18 protein-coding genes are annotated in these 21,159 nt (G+C 64.2%); 8 read left to right on the top strand and 10 right to left on the bottom strand.

Translation table 11 applies throughout. The features are described 5' to 3' along the window. Positions 1–218 precede the first annotated feature (218 nt). Positions 219–1,343: a TIGR03857 family LLM class F420-dependent oxidoreductase gene (locus LK459_RS08975; RefSeq protein WP_227922852.1), complete on the top strand. Its 1,125-nt coding sequence runs from the start codon at positions 219–221 to the stop codon at positions 1,341–1,343. Here the strand turns inward: LK459_RS08975 and LK459_RS23390 are convergent. Both LK459_RS23390 and LK459_RS08970 read right to left on the bottom strand, forming a co-directional pair. Beyond that, positions 1,314–1,394 (bottom strand): Lsr2 family DNA-binding protein, encoded by an 81-nt coding sequence (locus LK459_RS23390; RefSeq protein ID WP_456071403.1) that lies wholly within the window; start codon positions 1,392–1,394, stop codon positions 1,314–1,316. The genes LK459_RS08975 and LK459_RS23390 overlap by 30 nt on opposite strands. Before the next feature lie 4 nt (positions 1,395–1,398). Then, positions 1,399–1,959, bottom strand: coding sequence for a helix-turn-helix domain-containing protein (locus LK459_RS08970; RefSeq protein WP_227922850.1), 561 nt, complete (start codon positions 1,957–1,959; stop codon positions 1,399–1,401). A gap of 259 nt (positions 1,960–2,218) precedes the next feature. Between LK459_RS08970 and LK459_RS08965 the strand changes: the two genes are divergently transcribed. The 3 genes from LK459_RS08965 (at position 2,219) to LK459_RS08955 (ending at position 4,666) form a co-directional block, all read left to right on the top strand. Next, positions 2,219–3,283 carry an isopenicillin N synthase family dioxygenase gene (locus tag LK459_RS08965; protein ID WP_227922848.1) on the top strand — a complete coding sequence of 355 codons (1,065 nt, stop codon included), beginning with the start codon at positions 2,219–2,221 and terminating at the stop codon, positions 3,281–3,283. Beyond that, the gene (locus LK459_RS08960; protein WP_227922847.1) at positions 3,280–4,092 is read left to right on the top strand and encodes an alpha/beta fold hydrolase; all 813 of its coding nucleotides are present in this window, start codon (positions 3,280–3,282) and stop codon (positions 4,090–4,092) included. Before LK459_RS08965 ends, LK459_RS08960 begins: the two co-directional genes overlap by 4 nt. A gap of 136 nt (positions 4,093–4,228) precedes the next feature. Then, on the top strand, positions 4,229–4,666 hold the full coding sequence (locus tag LK459_RS08955; RefSeq protein WP_227922845.1) for a hypothetical protein: 438 nt from the start codon (positions 4,229–4,231) through the stop codon (positions 4,664–4,666). A 90-nt stretch (positions 4,667–4,756) separates the two neighbouring features. Here LK459_RS08955 and LK459_RS08950 read toward each other — a convergent pair whose 3' ends face one another. From LK459_RS08950 to LK459_RS08940, 3 genes are read right to left on the bottom strand one after another with little or no spacing between them, the layout of a single operon-like run. After that, on the bottom strand, positions 4,757–5,728 hold the full coding sequence (locus tag LK459_RS08950; RefSeq protein ID WP_227922843.1) for an adenosine deaminase: 972 nt from the start codon (positions 5,726–5,728) through the stop codon (positions 4,757–4,759). A 25-nt stretch (positions 5,729–5,753) separates the two neighbouring features. Then, on the bottom strand, positions 5,754–6,473 hold the full coding sequence (locus tag LK459_RS08945) for a GNAT family N-acetyltransferase (RefSeq protein ID WP_227922842.1): 720 nt from the start codon (positions 6,471–6,473) through the stop codon (positions 5,754–5,756). 27 nt (positions 6,474–6,500) lie between these two features. Beyond that, entirely contained in the window at positions 6,501–7,712 is a 1,212-nt protein-coding gene (locus tag LK459_RS08940; RefSeq protein WP_227922840.1) for a TY-Chap domain-containing protein, read from the bottom strand. A 197-nt stretch (positions 7,713–7,909) separates the two neighbouring features. Here LK459_RS08940 and LK459_RS08935 point away from each other — a divergent pair, with 197 nt between their 5' ends. Next, a complete protein-coding gene (locus LK459_RS08935) occupies positions 7,910–9,151 on the top strand; it encodes a lipase family protein (RefSeq protein WP_227922838.1) in 1,242 nt (413 codons plus the stop codon). Here the strand turns inward: LK459_RS08935 and LK459_RS08930 are convergent. Beyond that, positions 9,105–10,856, bottom strand: a complete 1,752-nt coding sequence (locus LK459_RS08930; RefSeq protein WP_227922836.1) for a DUF3556 domain-containing protein — start codon at positions 10,854–10,856, stop codon at positions 9,105–9,107. The genes LK459_RS08935 and LK459_RS08930 overlap by 47 nt on opposite strands. A gap of 353 nt (positions 10,857–11,209) precedes the next feature. On the opposite strand from LK459_RS08930, the gene LK459_RS08925 reads away from it, so the two are divergent. After that, positions 11,210–11,527 carry a DUF2853 family protein gene (locus LK459_RS08925; protein ID WP_007239096.1) on the top strand — a complete coding sequence of 106 codons (318 nt, stop codon included), beginning with the start codon at positions 11,210–11,212 and terminating at the stop codon, positions 11,525–11,527. Positions 11,528–12,485: 958 nt separating this feature from the next. On the opposite strand, the gene LK459_RS08920 is transcribed toward LK459_RS08925, so the two are convergent. Continuing rightward, entirely contained in the window at positions 12,486–13,457 is a 972-nt protein-coding gene (locus LK459_RS08920) for a ketopantoate reductase family protein (protein WP_227922834.1), read from the bottom strand. A gap of 128 nt (positions 13,458–13,585) precedes the next feature. Here LK459_RS08920 and LK459_RS08915 point away from each other — a divergent pair, with 128 nt between their 5' ends. Next, entirely contained in the window at positions 13,586–14,071 is a 486-nt protein-coding gene (locus tag LK459_RS08915; RefSeq protein WP_227922832.1) for a pyridoxamine 5'-phosphate oxidase family protein, read from the top strand. A gap of 26 nt (positions 14,072–14,097) precedes the next feature. Here the strand turns inward: LK459_RS08915 and LK459_RS08910 are convergent, their stop codons facing one another. Further along, positions 14,098–15,753, bottom strand: coding sequence for a nuclease-related domain-containing DEAD/DEAH box helicase (locus LK459_RS08910; RefSeq protein WP_227922830.1), 1,656 nt, complete (start codon positions 15,751–15,753; stop codon positions 14,098–14,100). Positions 15,754–16,109: 356 nt separating this feature from the next. Here LK459_RS08910 and LK459_RS08905 point away from each other — a divergent pair, with 356 nt between their 5' ends. Then, entirely contained in the window at positions 16,110–17,906 is a 1,797-nt protein-coding gene (locus tag LK459_RS08905) for an HNH endonuclease signature motif containing protein (protein ID WP_227922829.1), read from the top strand. A gap of 258 nt (positions 17,907–18,164) precedes the next feature. On the opposite strand, the gene LK459_RS08900 is transcribed toward LK459_RS08905, so the two are convergent. Both LK459_RS08900 and LK459_RS08895 read right to left on the bottom strand, forming a co-directional pair. Beyond that, positions 18,165–19,805 carry an APC family permease gene (locus LK459_RS08900; protein WP_227922827.1) on the bottom strand — a complete coding sequence of 547 codons (1,641 nt, stop codon included), beginning with the start codon at positions 19,803–19,805 and terminating at the stop codon, positions 18,165–18,167. Between the two features lie 156 nt (positions 19,806–19,961). After that, positions 19,962–21,044 carry an HNH endonuclease gene (locus LK459_RS08895; protein WP_227922825.1) on the bottom strand — a complete coding sequence of 361 codons (1,083 nt, stop codon included), beginning with the start codon at positions 21,042–21,044 and terminating at the stop codon, positions 19,962–19,964. Positions 21,045–21,159: the final 115 nt, after the last annotated feature.

Raw genomic sequence — 21,159 nt, 5'->3', positions numbered from 1 at the left:
TCGCTCGGGTCCGGAAGCCAGCGATGGCCCGGGCCCGAGCGAATCCAGGGCGCAGACTCCACGTGCCGTAAACCTTTGAGATACATCAGGTTCCACTCACAGATCGGGTCCGCGCAGTACGCGTGCCAGCGCCCATCGTCTCGCACACCCACGAGGAGCCCTCATGCATGCTTCCACAATCAGTTCTGACGGGCCTACCGCGCAGAGCAAGGTGGCTCATGTCTGAGACTGTTGTCGGGCTTCACACGCCGCGGGATCCGCGAATCGGAACCGACAGACTGGGATTCTATGCGCTCGGTGGACACGTCGAGAGCCCCCGACAGATGCTCGACGAGCTGGCGCTCGCGGAAGAGATGGGTCTCGGCCAGGCGTTCATCTCGGAGCGCCTCAATGTCAAGGAGGCGTGTGCACTGTCGGGAGCTGCGGGAGCAGTCACCGACACGATCGGCATCACGACCGCCGCGACGAACATCAACACCCGTCATCCAGCGATCACCGCAGCCTTCGCGACCACCATGCACCGCCTCACCGGCGGGCGGTTCACTCTGGGTGTAGGCAGGGGTCTGCGCCCACAGATCTCTGCCATGGGCCTGCCACAGACGACCACCGCCGAACTGGAGGAGTTCGCGCACCTCATGCGTCGGCTCTGGCACGGTGAAACCGTGCTCGACTACGAGGGCAGGTTGGGCAACTTCCCAGCGCTCAAGCTCGATCCCGGATTCCATGAGGACATCCCGCTGGCGACAACAGCATTCGGCCCCGCCACCCTGGCGATGGCAGGGCGCGCATACGACGTGGTGGTTCTCCATACCTTCTTCGCCGACGACACCGTTGTGCGTGCGGTGGACACCGTCCGGACCGCGGCTGAGCAGGCGGGTCGCGACCCACGCTCGGTCACGATCTGGTCGTGCTACGCGACGGTCACAGACGAGGTGGACGACCAGACGTTCATCAAGAAGACCGTCGGCAGGCTCGCGACCTATCTACAGGTGTACGGGGACCTTCTCGTGAAGACCAACAACTGGGATCCTGCGCTGCTGGAACGTTTCCGATCCTCGAATGTGGTGTCAGGACTCGACGGCTGGGCCGACGCCGTTGGCGATCAGGAGACGCTCGAGCGACTTCGCGAAGTGCTGCCTGCGGAATGGCTGGACTGCGCTGCCACCGGCTCGCCCACACGCTGCGCCGAACTCGTACGTCGTCAGTTCGACCTCGGCGTCGACGGCGTGATCATGCATGGGGCGACTCCGAGTGAACTCGTCTCCACCACAGCTGCTTTCGAGAAGATCGAGGAAGATGGTCGAGGAGGGTCGTCACCGTGCAGCGAGGTACGCCGCGCGTAGGTCTGCCGGTATCCGACCTCGATCCGAGACCGGAACACGGCGTCCCGGCAAACCGCTAGAAGCTGGGCGGCGTGCTCACGAACAAGAAGACCGTCTCGGCGTCGGAGTCGTTGTGCCAGCGGTGTGTTGCCGTGGCGGCGTAGTGGATGGTGTCACCGGGATGCAGAAGGTAGTCGCGTCCCTCGATGCTCATGCGGAGTTCACCCGAGATGACGTAGACGAACTCCTCTCCTGCGTGCGAGGTGGCCGCCTCGGATTCGGAGCGCGGTCCCGCAGTCACTTCGTTGCAGTCGAGAAGCCGTCTGCCGGAGATACAGAATCGGACACGTGCGTCCGGCCCGAGGCTGTACCCGTTGGTCTCCCCGGCGCGCGACACCACGGTTGGCAGCCTGTTGCTCTGTTCGAGCAGGGCGTGCGCGGTCGTTCCCAGGGTCTGGGCGATCTTGTGGAGGTTGATGACGCTCGGCGTCGTGTTGCCGTTCTCGATCTGACTGAGGAAGGGCTGTGACAGTTCGGTCGACCTGGCCACCTCGGACATCGTCAGTCCGAGACCCTTTCGCGTCTCTCTGATTGCTGCGCCGAGCGCGCGGGCGATCTGGGCCTGGTCGTCGTCCACGTCTGCAAGGTAGCAGGCCTGCCACAGCGTCTCGGCGATGTGTCTGGGCGCGAGGATCCGTCAGAGTGACCGGCGCAATGGCCGCGGTTAACGCAGGCGTAACAGATCGAAACCGTGCCGCAACACTATCGACACAGCTAATAAAAGATTAATCAGCACTATATGTAGTGCAGCTCGCGCCTTGCAGTATGCCATCGCCTCGGCGGCTTCACCACGCCTAGAGGCGATCTCTCACAACATCACGAGGACCCGTTTCATCATGTCAACCACACAGTCCAGCAGCACCGCGTTCGAGGTGCCAGTCATCGACATCAGCCCGTACACCGGCAACGGCACGGCCGAAGATCGTGCCCGGGTCGCAGAGGAGATGGATCGCGCGTGCTCCACGGTGGGATTCGTGCAGGTCCTCGGCCACGCGGTCCCCGACGACGTCTGGCGTGGTTTGGGCGAGGCGGTCGACGACTTCTTCGGTCAGTCGCTAGAGGAGAAGAAAACCTATGTGGCCCAGGGGAATCGCGGCTACTCTCCGCCCAAGAGCGAGTCTCTGAGCCTCAGCTTGGGTATCGAGGCGGCCAGCCGGATGAACGATTTCTTCGAGGCGTTCAACGTCGGCACGGAGGCGCGGTCCTTTGCCGGACTCGACCTCTCCGAGGATGACTACGGGATCAACGTCTGGCCTGATCTCGACGGCTTCCGACCCAAGATCGAGGAGTACTACGCGCACGCTGCGCGGGTCGCGCGGGTGCTGACCAGCGTTTTTGCCGACGCCTTGTCGCTGCCGTCGGACTTCTTCGAGTATCTGACCGACCATTCGGTCGACGTGCTGCGCATGAACAACTACGCGCTGCCCGAGGGCACGGTGACCCTCGACGGCGATCTGACCGGAATGGGTGAGCACACCGACTTCGGGCTGGTCACGGTTCTGTGGGCGGATCAAGTCGCAGGCCTACAGGTGCTCGGTCGCGATGGCGTGTGGCACGACGTCTCGCCCATCGACGGTGCGCTGCTGATCAATCTCGGCGACCTGACCGCCCGGCTCACCAACGATCGCTGGATGTCGACGCTGCACCGCGTGAAGCCGCCGATCGTCAACGGGACGATCCAACGCCGCCGATCTGTCGCCTTCTTCCACGACGGAAACATCGACGCCACGATCGAGACGCTGCCCAGCCATCTCGAATCCGACAATGGTCTGGCATACGAGCCGATCACCGTCCGCGAGCACATAGCCGCGAAGCTCGCAGGCTCCCGACAGGGCAAGGCCAACACGAGCGCCGTCCGCGAAGCAGCGCGCGTTCGTTCCGCAGCGGAAGCGGCGAGATGACCGAGCCCGCTGCAGTGCCCACGCCCGACGACGGGGGCTCGCCCACCATCGTTCTGATCCACGGCGCGTGGGCGGGCACCTGGGTGTGGGATCGACTTCTCGAACCGTTGGACCTGGCCGGAATGCGGCCTCTTCCGGTACGGCTGCCGGGCGTCGGTCCTACGTTGGACAGACCCGCAAGCCTCGGCGAGGTCGTCGACGAGGTGCTGCGTCAGATCGACGACGTGGACGGACCACTGCTGCTCGTCGGTCATTCGGGAGGGGGAGTCGTTGCAACCCAGGTGGCCGAGCGCATCAGCGAACGGGTCTGCGGTGTCGCCTACATCGCCGGGATGATGCTGCCGTCCGACTGGAACTTCGGCGACCTGTGCGACGCGGCGGGACTGCCCGCACCCGTCGGTATCGCCGCATTCCTGACGGTGAGCGACGACGGTGAGACGACGTCCGTACCGCCGGAGGCCGCGGCCAGCGTGTTCTTCCAGAAGGCGGACCCGGCCGACGCCATCGCGGCGTCGAGATCTCTGTGCCCGCAACGGGAATCGGGACGGCTCATCGCCCCGCACTGGACCGCGGAGCGGTTCGGACGAATCCCGAGACTCTATGTCGAGGCCACTGACGACCGTTCGGTCCCAGTGGCCGCACAACGGCGAATGCAGCAACTCGTTCCCGGCGCGGAGGTCATCACCCTCGGCAGCGACCACGCACCGCAGCTGTCCGAACCAGCGTCCGTGGTGCGCGCGATCACGGAGTTCGCGCGCAAAGCCACAGCAACCTGGCGTCACCAGGATCGAAATGCTTTGACTGAGTAGTCATCGCGCGGGCAGGTAGTGCTGTGCTGCGAACTCACGTACCGGCATGCTGATTCGATTCCTCCGCGCGCTTGCGAGATTGGGTGTCGACGGGTTCCAAGCCCGTTGCTCCCGACATCGAAGCACTGGAGGAACCATGTCCGACAAGACAATCCGCAAAGCAGTACCCGGGCGTCGCACCCGCCGTGCCACCGTGGTGGCGGCGTTGACCGCCGGTGCGGGTGCGCTCACCATCGCGCTGGCAGCGCCCGCGTCCGCAAATGTGCAGAATCCCGTGGTCACACCGGGTATCGACGGCAAAGTCGCAACAACCTGCGAGTACAACGTGACAGTCCCGCTGATCCCCGGTGCATTCAAGGGACCGGTCACCCTGAAGGACGGCAACCAGCTGGTAGGGACACTGCCGACGCAACCGAACGACTCGAAGGTCGTGTTCAGGTGGACGCCGAACCAGACCGGAAATCGCACTCTCACTGCTTCGCAGACGTTCGTCGGCAACATCGTGATGACCCGGACAGCCGACGTGTTCGTCGTTCCCGGGCTGAACCTCGGAAGTCTCTGCATTGCGCAGTGATCTCGGCGCCGCCATTTCCAGCGTGAACGGTTCGACAGGCGAGGTCGAACCGTCCACGCAAGCGCCGTCCGACCGGTGCCGTCGTCCCGGCTAGTGCTCGTGGCTGGAGCGTGCCGTGAACGACGCGTCGAACGAATTCTGTGCGATGGCGCGGAGGTGATCGTCGCTCAAGTCCAACTCACGTCGCACCTCGACGAACGCATCGCCGACGTACCCGCCGAAGTAGGCCGGATCGTCGGAGTTGATGGTGACGACGAGTCCGGCGTTGAGTAGATCGAGCAGCGGATGGTCGGAGAGTTTTTCGACGCCCCGCAGGCGCACGTTCGAGAGAGGACAGGTCGTGAGTGGGATACGGTCGGCCGCCAGCCGTGTGAGCAGTGCGCGATCTTCGAGAGCGCGGACACCGTGATCGACACGTTCGATCCCGAGGACGTCGAGTGCCTCCCAGATGTACTGCGCAGGCCCCTCCTCGCCCGCGTGCGCCACGACATGGAGTCCAGCATCACGGGCACGGTCGAAGGCGGGTGCGAATTGGCTTGGGGGAAAGCCGAGTTCGGCGGAATCGAGTCCGATCCCGATGATGCTGTCGAAGAACGGTTCCAGAGCATCGAGGGTTGTCATGGCATCGGCGACCGGCTTGTCACGCAGGAAGCAGGCGATCAGGTCGGCGTGAACACCGGTTTCCGACGACGCCGCGTCAAGGCCACGACGCAGCCCCCGCACGACGACGCCGAGGTCGACGCCGCGCGACGTGTGCGCCTGCGGATCGAAGAAGACCTCGGCGTGCGTGACTCCCTGTGTCGCGGCCTTGCGCAGGTACGCCGCCGCGAGGTCGGCGAAGTCATCCTCGGTACGCAGCACAGCCATGCAGGCGTAGTACAGGTCGAGGAAGTGTGGAAGGTCGGCGAAGGCGTGTGCGCTGCGCAGCTGATCCACAGACGCGTAGGGCAGCGCGACGTTGTTCCGAGCGGCGAGAGCAAACACCATCTCGGGTTCGAGAGTGCCCTCGATGTGGATGTGCAGTTCCGCCTTCGGCAGGGTCAAAAGCTCGGCATCGTCCATGATGTCCATCCTGCCCGGCGGGTCATCACGGCCGCTGCACGGACTGGAATACGGCCTCCCGTCGGTGCGTGAATCCCAGGTTCTCGTAGAGCCGTATTGCCGCGGCGTTGTCGACTGACGCGTGTAGGAACGGCAGGTCGCCGCGACGGCGGATCGCCTCGACGACCGCGAGCATCACTCTGCTCGCCAGCCCCTCTCCACGAAACTCGGGATCGGTGCACACCGCGCTGATCTCGCTCCACCCCGGCGGATGCATTCGCTCGCCCGCCATCGCGACCAGGGTGCCGCCATGGCGGATACCGAGGTAAGTGCCCAATTCGACGGTGCGGCGTCGAAAAGGCCCGGGGCGGGTGCGTTGCACGAGGTCGAGCATGTCGTCGACGTCGTTCGCACCCAACTCGACGACCTCGGCGTCGGACTGTCCACGCACGGTGTCGCCGATCATCTGCACGCCTGCCATGCGCATGCGGCTGATCCAGCCCTCGGGCGGCTCGACGGTCACGGTGGCGAGCGTGATGGTCCCGTTGCGGCCGACGAGCTCGGCGGCGTCATCCCAGTCGGCTGTCGACGGATCGTCGGGGAGTGCGACCCACGGCGACACATCGACCGGGTACCGGAGCGCAGTGCCGTACCTCTCGGCGAAGCGCGCATGCGGTCCGAGCAGTGCCGAGTGGGCGGGATTGTCGAGAACCGCGCTGTCAGCAGCCGGATCGACTCGACGGTCGGAATCGGGGATGCTCGCCACGCCCTCGACGATATGTGGCGCACGACGTCACGCGCCCTTCGGGGTTGCGCGGTCTATCGCCTCCTCCAACAGAGCGCAGAAGTGTCGGTAGAACTCGGTTGCGTCGCTGTGTAGCCGGATCTCACCGAGATCGGCACCACGTTCGCGTGCTGCAGTCGCAGACTCGGCTGCGTCGGTGGCCAGGCCGCGGCACACCCGCAGGTACTCGCGAAGGCGGTCGGTCTTGCCGTTGGCCAGATGAACGATGCGTGAGGATGAGAGGTTGTCGCGCATAGCGAGATCGAACAACGTCTGCAGCCCCACGGGCACCGCGCTGTAACCGCAGTTGTGTGCGCCCGGCCCGCCGGAGTTCAACACCTCGACCAGTCGACGCGCGGCGTCGGCGAGAAACCTCCGCCACGTCGAGAGTGCCGATGCGACGTTCTGCGGTTGAAGCACGGCGGCGTCGACGACACGTTGCGCATAGACGTGGTCATGATCGACGGTGAGCGCGATGTCTGGCCAGCGAGCCGAGTGGTCGACCACGAGCCGGCCCAGCAGCGCGGAGTCGAGCAACCGGTGCGAAAGGGTCGTCGTGAACACCAGGCTCGGCCCTTGAGGTGATGCGAAGATGCGCCACGGCACGACGTCGAGCGCGGGTAGTTCGATGCATCCGTCGACGATCGCGACCTGCGATCCCAACAGTGTGGCCACCACGTCACGCGTGATGGCGAGGAGCTCGGCTTCACTTTCGACGACGTATCCGGTGGCGACACAGTCGGGTAATGCGTCGAGTGCAGCGGTCAGGTCATGAAGCTCGCCGAAGGAGGTGCGTGCGGCTGGTCGGAACGGATCATTGATCATGACGAAGACGGGGTGGGCGTGACCGAAGACCTCCCGCAGTGTGCTGACCGCAAGCTGAGTCAGGCGAGGGATGTCGCCGTGTCCCGCCTGCGCCATGTGGTTGTCCTTGCGAGGTAGGAATCGCCAGCCGAGCTGGGCCAACTGGCCGCGCGTACGGATCCACTCGGCTCGATCTGACGATCGGAGAAGCGCGCTGTCGAGCGTGCAGCGGATCTTCCCGGAGTCGGCCGCAGTGAAGGCAACCAGTACCCGATGACGCTGTCCGTCCTGCCGTGTGACCTCGATGTACTGCCCGGTTTCGAGGCGGGGCAGCCGGAGCGCGAGCGTGCTGGCGAACTCGCGCCAGGCATCCTCGATGAGATCGTCGAAGCTGAGGTCGGACATGCTGTTCCCCATCTCTCCTGTCGGCCGCCTGAGCGCCCGTAGTACGAATGTGTGTTCGAAGAGAACGGTATGTGAGGGGTATGACATCCGACGTTTGCGCAGTTCAGTGGTAGTAATGACGCGATATCTGGATCATCCGATCGGTCTCGGACGGAATGCGCCTCCGCCTGTGAGTGTTGGCAAATACAAGTAGCAATGAGGAGAGTGACATGACAGCGGAGATGTTGACAGTGCCGTCGACAACCGCAGCACCGGTCGCCGATGTCGCGGGTGGCCCACTGCTGCCCACCGAGGACAGCTTCTACGACGCTCCGTCCGACTTGGGTTCGTACGGTCCGGGGGAGGTCATCCGCTCTCGGCAGGTCGAACTCAAGAACTTCTGGGTGTCCCATCACCAGGCATGGCAACTGCTGTATCGGTCGACCGATCTCGACGGCAAACCCGACGCGACCGTCACGACGGTCGTCGTACCCGATCGGTCGAAGCATCCCAATCCCGCAGTGCTGTCCTTTCAGTGTGCGATCGACGCGGTGACGTCACAGTGTTTTCCGTCCTATGCCCTGCAGAAGGGCGCCGACGCCTCGCGTGCGGTTGCTCCGTTCGAGTTCATGGTGGTCCGACGCGCGCTTGCGAAGGGCTGGGCAGTCTCCATTCCCGACCACGAGGGCGCAAAGGGTGCCTGGGGCGCTCCCCGCGAGCCGGGTTACCGTGCGCTGGACGGGATTCGGGCCGCACTCTCCTTCGAACCCCTCGCGCTCGACCCCACGAGTCCGATCGGCATGTGGGGATACTCGGGTGGCGGGCTGGCAACGTCGTGGGCTGCCGAGGTGGCACCCGACTACGCACCTGAACTCAACATCGTCGGGGCCGTGCTGGGCTCACCGGTCGGCGACATGGCGTCGACGCTGCTGCGACTCAACGGCGGTCTGCATGCCGGGCTACCGATTCTCGTGATTGCCGGTTTGCGTCGGGTCTATCCCGCTCTCGATCGCATGATCAACGAGCATGCGACCGACTTCGGTGCACGCAACCTCGACGAGGCGACCCGGCTGCCGACGCTCGCTGCCATTCGGCGCTTCCGCAATCACGACCTCGACGACTACTTCGACATTCCGCTCGCCGACCTACTCGCCGACCCCGGCATCGTCGAGATGATGGACGATCTGCAACTCGGCACCCACCCGCCGAGCGTGCCGCTACTGGTGATGCAGGCCGTGCACGACGAGGTGATCGACGCCGACGACGTCGACGCCCAGGCACAGCGGTACCGCGACCTGGGTGTTCCGGTCACCTACGTACGCGACCTTGTGACAGAACACTATTCGCTACTGCCGCTCTCGGGGCCGCTCGCGATCAGCTGGCTGACGCATCGACTCGACGGTCGGCCGGGCGAGGACAAGACGATCACTGCGATTGCCGGTCAGCGGATGTTGCTGTCCAGGTCACGCTGACCGGGACCTCGTCGTCCCACGGCTGTCGGGTCACGAGATCGGCGACGCGTACGTAACCTCTCTCGAATTCGCCTGTCGCGGCGTCGATCAGCCGGTATTGCTGAGTCTGGGTGTGTATGGGCTGGGCGTCGACGAGCACGATCCGTACCTCACCCGGCTCGAACCCGCATCGTTTCTGGAGCGAGGCGATCAGCTGTTCATTGGAGAGGTGGCCGTCGCCGAAGTTCCAGCCCATCGCCGTCGAGCAGATGCGTTCACCGTCGGTCAGCATGTACTGGGATTCGTCGTGGTCCGCCATCGCTCGATGCGCAAGGGTGAACAAGGCGCGGCCATGACTGTGGAAGGCGCGGAACGCATATCCCATGTAGAGCGCGACCTGGGCGGCTTCCGGGGTGCCGTAGATGCGCTGCAGTTGCGATGCCGGTAGTGCCGCGATGGCCACCACGTTCTTCTCGAGCTTCTCCGACGCCGACGGCGTCATACACCAGATGCCCGTGTCCCAGTTGCCTGCGTAATAGCGCATCCCCGGCAAGAACGACACCTTGCGCGGAAACAGATTCCCGATGACCACGGTGCCGGCGACCACGACGAACAGCAGCGCAACCCACCATGGATGCTCGAGGTCGGTGAGTCCGAGGTCGGCATGCCCGACGAACAGTGCGAGCACCCCGAACATCATGAAGACGTTCCACTCCAACGGAACTCCCATCGGAATGGAACTGAGGATTCCGAAGTGGAAGATCAGCATGACAGCCGCGGCGACCCAGGTGAGCCACCCGCCGTGCGAGAAGAACAACACGATCGGCACGAGGCCCTCCACCGCGGTGGAGAAGTGCGCTATCCACCGCGACGGTCTGCCCGGCCGCAGATCGTCCGGAAAGCGCTCGAAGAACAGACGTTTCATCTTCGGCGATCGAATCACCGCGTTGTTCGACATCATCGTGGCGATCACGAACGGAAAGTGCTTGTTCAGCTTCGACGTCGCCGCGCCGAGCCAGATCACCAGGAAGACGATCTTCGCCGCGACGATCATGTCGACACCGGTGAACAGGAACGTCACACACAGCGCGCCGTACACCTCACCGCGTGCGGCGAGAAAGACTGTCTTGTCGCGTAATCCGACCACGGCGAGGAGCGCGAGAATCGTCCAGACCTCCCATACCGGTAGCGCACCGGTTGCCGTGTCGAGGTCGGGCAGCGGTCTGCTGCCGGGACTCGCGAGGCCCACCACGAGCATGACGAGGAGTGCGGCGTAGAGCGCGATGTCGACGGGTCCGCGTACGTCGCCTCGGGTCAGTGGTACCCGAGTAGGCCACGGTGGCTGGCGAATCGTGTTGGGGCGCAGCCAGTACAAGATCGATCCCAGCGGCGGGAAGAACCTGTTGTTGAGCGGTCCGAAGCCGCAACCGAGCCCGACGACCTCGAAGAGCATCGTGTACAGAACGATCTTCTGGAACACGACCGGCTCGTTGTACCAGGACGCGACGTCGAAGAATCCGCCGATGCCGGGCGTCGCTGCGACGATGGCCCAACCGACGGCGATGTACGCGAGGATCTTGACCACGTAGAAGAGATGAAGAGCAACAGGGGTGCCGAACCCGACCTCGGCCCACTGCCGTGCCATGGGGCGGATCTTCTCGGCTCGCGTTCCCTGACTCCACGTCGGGAAGTCGACTTCGGGACTGGTTTGCTTGAAGAACCCCATGTTCGCCTCGCTGCCTATCGCTGCCGCAGCCTGGACCGTAACAAACCAAGCGAATGCTTGGTTGGGTTTCGAGCTATCCGTCCGTGTCAGCGGAACGAACGGAAGAACGCACGTAGTTCCGAGGCGTAGCTGTCGGGTACCTCGAAGGGTGCGAAGTGACCACCGCGGGCGGGGTCGGAGTGATAGACGAACGGATCTAAAGTAGGCGCCCTGCCGTGGGCGCGCCATCCTTCGGTGGAGTGGTCCGCCGTTGCGCGTACGGACATTCCCGACAACCCGCGATTCGTCCGGCCTGATGGTCTGTGCGGGCGTACCGTGACGCCTGTACCAGTGACAACCCAATGGAGTGTCCCATGTCTGATGCCCTGGAAACCGTCAAGAAGTACGTACCCGACGCCGACCCCGCCGTGGTCGAGAAGATGGCGTCGACCTACCGCCTTGCCCTGTCGAACGCCGACGCCGCGCTCGTCTCGGCCAGCGATCCGGAGGAGCTCAAGACGGTTCGCGAGAACTTCCTCAAGAAGAAGCTCGGTCTGACCGAGAACGATGCCTACCTCGACAACGCGATCAAGGATGTTCTCGAGGAAATGAAGGACGGCAAGTCCAATCCCCGGCTGGCGGTGTACTACAAGCTGGCCGACAAGTTCGGCAAGCTCGGGGTGTTCAAGTAGAGCAACCCGCATCAGCGGATTCTCGGCGGCCCGCGCCTCCGTGACGGTGAGCTCGTCACGGGGCGCGCGGGCCGCCATCTGCGTTGAATACCTCGTCGCGCTCGACACCGGAATCATCTCCTGCAGTGAGGACGTTGAGACACAGCAGGATTGGGTGTAACTGCGGAGGCGGATCAGCGCGCTCATGCCTGTTCTCACGGAAGCGACAGCTGCCTCGGCGGATGTCAACGGGGCGGGAGGCGGGAGGCGGGTGGCTAGCCGATCCGAAGGCTGCTCTCAGGTCGTGTTGATCGAGTGGCAAGGGTCGACTGGCAGAGTCGACGACGTGAACGAGACAAGATCACCTCGTCGATAGACCACACCCTCGCGATGTGACCCCGTCGTAGACGACAATGTCGCGGCGGGGTCGCTGCCTTCCCTAGACGTAGTGCCAGCGGCACGAGCAAGGAGATGCACATGGCAACACCTTCCGGACCGATCCCGCAGTCCTGCCAAAGCGGGGAACAGGCAGATCCGAACTCGCCCACGGAGATGTTCGCGGTTCCGACGGCGCATCGCGGAGTCGGACCGAGCACTCGCACGGAGCGCTTCCCGCAGTTGCGTGAGGACCACGATCTTCCCAAACCCGTACGCGACGAACTCGTCTCGTTGCTCGGTTCACACGGAGCCGACCCTGCGCTGCGCCTGGGTCTCTCGCCTGACAGCGACCCGCGCGAGATCGCAGCGACAGCGCGACGCATGCTGCAGGTGTGGCGCGACCGATCGACCGATCCTGCACTCACCGCTCGTGGTCGGAAACTGTGCGGGATCGCGGTCGCTACGTGTGAGGAGATCCTGAAGGAGATCGAGAAAGGCGCACCCGGACCGCTCGTTTCGCCGCCGGCTGCCGATGACAGGCCGATCGCGAGTCCACCGGAGGACTCCAATGCGCCCCGGGACTCGGCTGCGGCGCGAGAGACTACCTCGACGCCAGGCCCGAAAGTGCGATCTGCGCATCCGAACTCGCTGCAGGCAGTCCCTCGCGCACGAGCCGGTTGGTTTCGCTTTGGACGACGGCGTTGACCGGCGTCGGGACGTCGTGCAACCGGCCGAGCAGCACGATCTCGCCAGACAGGTAGTCGGTTTCGACGCTGCCCGAACCACGCGCGACGCTCTGCCACGTCGAACTGCCCAGCGAGTCCTCGCCCGTGTCGCGGCGCACGATGGCGTCGCCGCGGCGCTGCTTGTCGGTGGCATCCGAAATGATGTCGATACCTGCCGCCGCAATGACCTGCTCGCCTTCGGCCCGTGCACGCCGCACGAGTTCGCTGAACGCCTGGCCGTCGTCGCGGAAGCTGGCGTCGATGCCGTTGACCAGGTTCATGATCAGCTTGCGGTACTTCCACGCCATGATGTCCGAGCGCGGCTCGGACAGGAACGTCGCGGTCCGTAATGCCGACGAAATCGCCTGTGCCACCTCGTCTGTACCCGACGGATAGCGGCCGACGTCGAGGATTCCGGGACGATTCGACGACGCCTGCACCACGACGCCCGGTTCGAGATGGAGCGCGGGCAGCATCACGCACAGGGAGTACACGTGCGGGAACACGCGCAGCAGTTCGCGTTCGTTGGCGACGCCGTTCTGCGCGGAGACGACTGGAGTGTTGACGGGCATGTGCGCGCGGAGGTCATCGATCGCAGCGGCGGTTTGCTGTGATTTGACGGCGAGGAGAACGACGGTGTCGTCGTCCCAGCCGACCTCCGAGGCATTCGACGCAAGGGCGGTTGAAACCGATTGTCGCCCGTCCGCGGTGTCGAGGACGAGTCCGTGTTCGCGCATTGCACGCAGATGCTCACCACGTGCGACCAGAGTTGTGTCGGCTCCGGAAAGTGCCAGGTGAGCACCGATGACGCCGCCGATGGCTCCTGCGCCGTAGATGACGAACCGCATGGTTTCAGGGTAGGTGCGAACGGTGCGATGGCGGGGGGTACGCGGCTGTCGATTCCTGCAGGCGCCCCGTGGGCAGGGGGATTGTACGACGGTGGGCGGAGTGAGCACTTGCGCGTAGCGTGAAAACCATGACTGCTGACAACACCGAATTCGAGCGCATCGGCGAACTGATCTCCAAGGCCAACGTCGCCTTCGTCACTACCAGTGAGTCCGACGGCCGGCTGCTGAGTCGGCCGCTCGCCGTGCTGGACAGGAAGTTCGACGGCGATCTGTACTTCTTCACCGTCGACCCATCGCCCAAGACCGGCCAGGTTGCTGAGGACTCACACGTCAACGTGAGTCTCCAAGCCGACGACAGCTACCTGTCGATCGCGGGAACGGCGTCGGTCACCCACGACCAGAAGCTCATTGACGAGCTGTGGAACCCTCACGCAGAAGCCTGGTTCGAGAAGGGTCGGGAGGACCCGGGCGTCGCGCTGCTGAAGGTGCACGCAGACTCCGCCGAGTACTGGACTCTCGACAGCCCGAAACCCGTTGCGCTACTGAAGTACGCCAAGGCGATCGTGTCCGGCGACCAGCCCGACGTCGCGAGCAACAAGTCGGTCGACCTCTGACGGTCTGGTAGAGCCTGACTCGTAAATCAGTCGACGCCGAGTCGACGCGCAACCTCCGTTCCTCCGACGGTGCGCACGAACTCTGGATCACCGCACACCACGAGCTGGTCCCGCGCCCGCGACAGCCCCACGTAGAGGCGCTCCGTCGACCTGTCTCTCGGCTGTGATTCGTTGAGTGCGAGCACGATTACTCGACGCTCCAGCCCTTTGAAGCCGAGTACGTGGCCATAGAAGACCTGGTCGTCGTCCCAGAACGTGGCCCAGTACGACTTGTTGCCCTCAGCCTGCCGTTCGATCTGTTCCGGATGGCGGCTACCGGTGGTGAGTAGCGCGATGTCCTCGGGACGCCAGCCGTCGTCGAGGAGGGCGTCGATCTGGTCGTCGGCCGCCTCGAGTGACTCTTCTGCGGTGCACGGAACAAATCGAACGTCGGGCCCTTCGCCACCCTTGAGTAGCATGCGTTGTCCGACAAGCGAACTGAATGATCTGGCGATCTGGCGCGTGTTTCGGAGGTTGTGATCGAGGACGATGGGTACGAGCAGGACCGGCGGTGAACCCTGCCTGTCGAAGACGCGCTGTGCCTCGTCGCTGAACACGTAGATTCCGCTGGTTTCCTGGTCGCGCAGGCTTGCGAGGAGAGGCGGCCACCACTCGTCTGCGAAATCTTGCGCCTCGTCGACGATGATCGAGTCAAATCGCTTGCCGGGTGGGAGCGTGTCGGCCAGATCGCGCATCTGTTGCGGCAGTTCGTGTTCCCAGAACTGCGACGCAGCCTCGCTGCGCACAGACTCGTCCGGTCCGGCAGCGGCACCCCATTGCATCCCGAGGTCGTGGAACTCGCCGACGTACGACGGTCTGTCTTTGCGGTTCCACGCCGACGTGATGCGTTCGAGGTATGACGCGAGACCATGCGAGTAACAGACCAACGCGACGCGTTGCCCCGCTCGCGTGAGGCGACGCGCCTGTTCCAGTGCGAGGAAGGTCTTTCCGCTCCCGGCGCCGCCTCGGATCTCGACGCGCGGCAACGCGTCGATAGCGCGCAAGATGACCGCTTGATCTGCTGTGAGTGCATCGGCGACGTTCTCGTTGTCGATCGCGCGTGCGACCACGTCGCGTTGAGGAAGGCCCCGACCGCCGAGCGCCACCATGAGTTGCTCAATACCGCTGCTGTCGAGGAACGGTAGATCGGACGTCTTCTGCAACAGCACCCGTCGGACCAGCGGCATCACCTCGTCGAGTTGGGTGCGATCGATGATCTTCCACCGTGGGCAGTCCGGTAGCGCGAAATCGGCGGGGACCTGCGAGTGCGGAAAGACGACGAGATGATCCCAGCGTCGGCGGCCCTGCGTCCACCGCGGATCGGCCTCGATGAAATCGCGAAGCGAATAGCAGCCCTCCAACGCTTGCCGGACTGGCGCTATCCGTTTCGGTGGTCGGCCGCTACGCGTCTGCCACCACGACTCGCCGTCGTGCCACACCTCGCCGCCCTTGACCTCGAGACAGGCGATTCCCGCGCCCTCGATCGCCACCACCAGGTCGATCTCGTGGTCTTTGTCATGGTCGGTAACTCGTTGATTCGCGATGAGCAGGTCGGCGTCGGAGAGTTGCTCGTTCAGCCGTTCCCAGATCGCCTCTTCGGCATTCGATGCGAAGCGAGGTGCCTGCGGGATCGTGTGCGGCATGCGTCAACCCTCTCGACTGTGGTGATGCGCAGTGCGTCCGTGATGCATGGCGCGTCGAGTAAGTGTGCCAGGCGAGTCCGACATTGCGGGCGATGTACGGACTCAGACGATGAGCCGAAACATGTTCGACAAATCCTTGAGGATGTCGGATTAGTCCGCTATCATAGAACACACATTCGATCAACCGTCGGCCAATCACCGGCGTGTTTGCTTAACTACTCAGCATTGTTCTCTACTCAGCATTGTTCACCGATCAACAGTTGTCGACGGCACAGGTTAGGGGGCGGGGGTGGCGCCAGGTGCAAGGAAATGATGACGAAGTCCCAAGCGGGCGTGTCGGTTTGGGATCAGGGTCGATGACTTCGGCCGTGTTCGACGCTGCCCTCCCAGGTTCCCCGGATGCTGCCATCGCCGAGAAGCTGGGCCAGTTGGCGGTTGTGCTCGACGAGTTGGCACAGGTCGACGTGTCGACATTGTCGGATGCCGCCGTGGCGGAGGCCGCAGTTCACGCTGAGCGGTTGGCGAGGCGGACGTCGAGCGCGGTTACCGATCGGTTGGTGGTGGAGGCATCCGATCGAGATGTACCCCGCAAGCTCGGATACCGCGATGTCCGTGCCTTCTTGTCACACCATCTGCATATCGGAGACCCGGCGGCACGTCATCGATTGATCACGGCGACAGGAACATTCACCTCATACGGCGGTGAACGGCTGGCGCCTACCTGTCCCCGCTTGGCCGAGCACGTTGTCGAGGGCACGATTGCCGGTGCGCATGCCCAGGCCGTGCTGGACATCCTGAAAGCAATCCCACACGACATCCCCGACGACACCAAGGTTGCCGCCGAGGCGCAGATGGCCGACTACGCAACACAGTTCACACCAGCCGAGGTCACCAACCTGGGCATGCGATTGTTGGCTCATCTGGACCCGGACGGCTCAATCACCGACGACAAGGATCGCAAACGACGTCGTCGTCTGTGGGTGAATCGTCAGAACGCACAATTGATGTCGCGCCTGACCGCCGATCTCGATCCGGTGGCTCGGGCCCGTCTCGATGTGGTGTTGGAGGCATGGGCCACCCCCGGGATGAACAATCCCGACGATCCCGCCTCGCCGTCAGGTCCGGCCACGGCCGCCAATGCCGAAGACGTGGCGGCTGCAGCTGAACGTGACACCCGCTCGCGTGCGCAGCGCAACCATGATGCGCTCTCAGCGCTGTTGGAGCGCGTCTTGGCGTCGGGGATGCTTGGCAACACCCACCGGGGACTGCCGATCCAGGTGATCGTGAAAACGACATTGGCTGAGCTCGAAGCAGGCGCCGGGGTGGCGCAGACCGCGACCGGGTCGCTGCTGCCGATCGCCGATGTGGTCGAGATGGCCGCTTCCAGTGGCGCCCAGCCTTTTCTGGCGGTCTTCGCCGATCACACCACGGTTCCGCTGTATCTGGGTAGGTCCAAACGGATCGCCACTGTGGGACAGCGCTTCGCGTCGTTCGCCTCCGACGGAGGCAGCATGTGTTCGGCTCCGGGATGTACGGAACCAGCCTCCCGGGTGCAGATGCATCACGCGGCAAAAGATTGGGCCGACGGTGGACTGACGGATATCGATCAGTTGGTGCCGGCCTGCGCCATCCACAATCGCCGGGTTGGGCCGAAGCCCGGCCAGTACACCACGCGCATCATCGCTGACGGACCAGACACCGGCCGAGTCGCGTGGCGACTCAATTCCGCGCCGGGTATGCCGCTCAACCCTGAGCACATCAACCGTGCTGCCGACGTCGCCGTTGACTTGCGCGACTACCTCGCTCACCGTTCAGCGTCTGTCACAGGTCATGTCAGTGGCACCGACGTTGGCTACTCCTCCCATTCGGTGAGCCCTTCACGCATGGCGGACGGCGAGGGTACGGACAACGCCGGAGACTCGAGACGTAACACCGATGCCGCGCGCAGTTCGGTCGAGGCCTCGCTGACCTCGGCAGTGCCGAGCGGGCTCGTCCTCGTCAGCGACACACGAGTCGACTTCAGTTGGCCCCCGTCCGGCCCCGACGCCCCCGATCCGCCCAAGCCGCCGAGTCTGCCGGATCCACCGGGCCCTGCGAGCGGCGTCGACTCGCCGGGCGGGACCGACCCACCGTCTCTGCCCGACGCGGCCTGACACACGCCGCGGGAACTCAACCGAGTCGTCGCGCGAAGCCCACCCCGCCACCACATGAGGTGGCGGGGCATAGGGAGTTTGTTTCGGTGCGCGCGAACGATTCGACGTTGCAGCATTTCTTGACGGGACCAGGGAAATGCTGCGCGGCTAGCGTGAGGACTGTCCGGGTTCGGGGGCCCTACATCCCGCTCGGTTCGGGCGCCTCCGCGTGCCGCAGTGGTGACCTCTGCTGACTGAGTGCCCGCCGGTTGAGGGCGCTCAGCCAAGTTCTTCGTCTTCGAGCGCGGCGTCGGACTTCACCTGCTCCATGTGTTCGCGCATGGTCTTCTCCGGCAGCCGGTAATGCACGGCGACGTAAAACACGATGATGCTGAACACCACAGTCACGATGTTGGCCGGCCAGAACCCGAGGATGGCGGAGTCGTCGAGATCGCCTGCGAGGTAGGAGATCAGGGCGAGGCCGGCCAGCCAGATGATGATCCACGAGCCCGAACGCATCTCGAGCACCGGCTGGTCGTAGACCATCTCGAGGACGGCGAGCAACACCAGGCCGATGAGGACCGCGATGAACAGCTTGAAGTTGATCGTCCACGTCGACCAGATCACGATGAGATTCGACGAGACGAACGCGAGTACCGGGATCACGTCGCCACCCGGGACACGGAAGGGGCGGTCGAGTTCTGGTGCGGCACGACGCAGCGCGGCAACAACCACCGGTCCCGCAGCGAAGGACAGCACGGTCGCGGACGTGATGAACCCGACGAGCTGCTGCCAACTCGGGAACGGCAGCAGCACGATCAATCCGAGCACGAACGCGACCAGCAGACTGACGAGTGGGACGCCGCGGTGCGTCGTCTTGGCCAGGGGTCGTGGCGCGTTGCCGTTGCGCGCCATGGCGTAGGAGACGCGCGCGGTGACAGTGGTGTAGATCAGGCCGGTGTCGGCGGGCGACACGATCGCGTCGATGTAGAGCAGCGTGGCCAGCCATGCCAGTCCGAGAGCGGTGGCGATGGCGGCCAGTGGACCGAAGTCGTTCTTGAAGCCCATCTCCGACCAGCCTCTGGCGAAGTCGGCGGGATTGAGTGAGCCGATGAACGCCACCTGGAGGGCCACGTAGATGACGCCGGTGAGCACCACCGAGCCGATGACGGCGATGGGCACGTACTTGCGTGGGTTCGACGTTTCTCCGGCGAGTTCGATTCCCTGGCGAAAACCGAGAAAGGAGAACACGATTCCCGACGTCGCGATGGCCTCGAAGACGCCCTGCCAGTGGTTGGGCATGAAGCCCTGCGAGGTGAAGTTGTCGGTGCGGAACTGGGTGGCCAGGAAGGCGATGATGACGATCAGGATGATCGCGAGCTTCCACCACACCAGCACGTTGTTGATGCGGGCGAACCATCGGACGCCGACGTAGTTGATGACCACGAACAGTGCCAGCAGCACGAATGCGACGATGTAACCCAGTCCGGTAAGTGTGTGCACCGTACTGCCGTCGACGGTGCTCTTCTCTGTGAACGCCGCGTATTTGGTGGCGTACTGCAGTGCGCCCTCGACCTCAATCGGAGCTACAGTGCCGCAGGCGATCCAGAGGATCCAGCCACCGGTGTAGCTCGCGAACGAGCCGAAGACGATGTGCGGGAAGCGCACCACACCACCCGACACCGGGAACATGGTCCCGAGTTCGGCAAACGTGAGTGCGATCAGAAGGATCATGAAGGCGCCCAACGCCCACGAGATGATCGCGGCGGGACCGGCCTTCTGCGCGGCGTTCATGGCGCCGAACAACCAGCCGCTGCCGATGATCGATCCGACGCTGGCGAACAGAAGTCCGATGAGCCCGACGTCGCGACGCAGCGTGTGTTTGGCTGCTTCTGGTGAGTCCGAATTGGTTTGAGTCATCTCGCCTCCCCGTTACGGCACTGTGGTCTTGAGCCAACCTAACCGCCGAGGTGCCTTCGGACTGCTGGAACGAGTCCATTGCGGCCGAAACGTGTTGCAATAGTGCGTAAATCGGTCATATCCGACTGTGTGCGTCGTCGTGGGGCGGCGTGCAACTCACAGATCGATATCGTGTTCGTCGAACTCGACGTCGACGCGTTTCAACGGTTCGATGTGCTTGCGGCCCAGCCAGACCGGTGTGGTGTCGGGCTGGGTTGAGTACAGGCCGTGTGATGCCGATCGGACGCGGTCGTACTGGCTGGGCCAGCGAATGCTCTCGGCCAGGGTGTCGATGACGTCGCGGCCGCGATCGAGGACCCGGACTACGTAGAAGGGTGCAGGCAGGACGTCGGATTTGCTTGTGTTGCACGGATGGCAGGACAGGACGAGGTTCGCCAGGCCGTCGATCCCGGTACGTGACCACGGGAGGACGTGGTCGACGTGACGTCCGGCGCGCAGGCGGGCGTTGCAGTAGAAGCAGTCGTTGCCGAACTGGTCGGCGAGGATGCCCGCGGGTCTGATCAGCGAAACGCGTTCGGTGCCGAAGAGGTGGTCGGCGATGTCGGGGCCGTTGTCGAGGACGTCACGGTTCATGTGCCGCACGTCGTCGACCCATGCGAGCTGGAATGCGGGCTTCACCAGTGGTGCGAGCCGAGCGAGTGTGTGGCAGACGCCGGCGAAGAGTAGGAGTCGGTTGCCGTGGTCGGCGATGACGCGGGTCGAGTCGGTGCCCATCCACGAGTCGTCGTAGAGGAAGCACTCGTGCGTGTGGGTGCCGACCTGCTGCAGCAGGTGTAGCGGGTAGCGGACGAGAGTCTTCTTGATGGTGTCGTGCGCCGCGGAGTAGTGCTGTGGAGCAGCCATTTTCGCGGTCTCGATGGGGACTTCGCGTAGGGAGCGGCATTCGGCGCGGAGCTGTTCAAGTGCGGAGAAGATGACGCCGCGGCCGTCGCGCGATTGTCGGAGCACCAGCTGATCTCGTTCGCTGAGTGGTCGCAACTGGGTCCAGTAGAGTGCCATCACGCGGTCGGTCAGGTCGTCGAGGTCGATGGATACCTCGGCCGGGGGGTCGTCGGGAACGGATTCGACGGCAAGGTCGAGGAGCGCGACCATCACCGCGAGCTTGTACGTCGACGTGCGCCTGCCACCCTCCAGCACCGCGACCAGCTGCTGGCCGAGCGTCAGGGGGTCGGAGGGCATGGGGTGAGTGTAGGACTGCGCCCGTCCCGAACGCGGCCCTAGTTCGCAGACGCGGTCGGTACACCAGCCGCGTCTGCGAGGTCGGGCGGCGTCTGGGGGGTGACGGTTGTGGGTG

This window comes from Gordonia otitidis (assembly GCF_020735545.1).
Taxonomy (GTDB): domain Bacteria; phylum Actinomycetota; class Actinomycetes; order Mycobacteriales; family Mycobacteriaceae; genus Gordonia; species Gordonia otitidis.
Note: the sequence above shows the minus strand (reverse complement) of the source record. Positions and strands in the feature narration are given on the sequence as shown.